This is a genomic window from Actinocorallia sp. API 0066, assembly GCF_020991275.1.
Lineage (GTDB): Bacteria > Actinomycetota > Actinomycetes > Streptosporangiales > Streptosporangiaceae > Actinocorallia.
In genome coordinates this window covers 1-286 of the sequence record NZ_JAJLQY010000044.1, presented here as the reverse complement: position 1 = coordinate 286, position 286 = coordinate 1, and the positions used below count along the sequence as shown (strand labels likewise).

The window sequence follows — 286 nt, the reverse complement described above, 5'->3', positions numbered from 1 at the left end:
TGAGCAGCGCCTGGCCATGGAAGCCGACAAGCCCCTCGTCGGTGAGGACGGCGTCATCCACCCCGACGTCCTGTGGTCGTGCACGAACTGTGGTGCGTGTGTGGAGCAGTGCCCGGTGGATATCGAGCACATCGATCACATCCTGGACATGCGCCGCTACCAGGCGATGATCGAATCCTCGTTCCCGTCCGAGGCCGGCGTCATGCTGAAGAATCTGGAGAACAAGGGCAACCCCTGGGGTATGGGGGAGATGAAGCGGCTGGAGTGGATCGAGGAACTCGACTTT

Annotated in this window: 1 protein-coding gene; it reads left to right on the top strand. The window is 61.5% G+C overall.

Going from position 1 to position 286, the window contains the following annotated elements; genetic code table 11:
* Positions 1-286: 4Fe-4S dicluster domain-containing protein (locus LO762_RS32265; RefSeq protein WP_230620150.1), on the top strand; the 286-nt coding region annotated here is incomplete at both ends.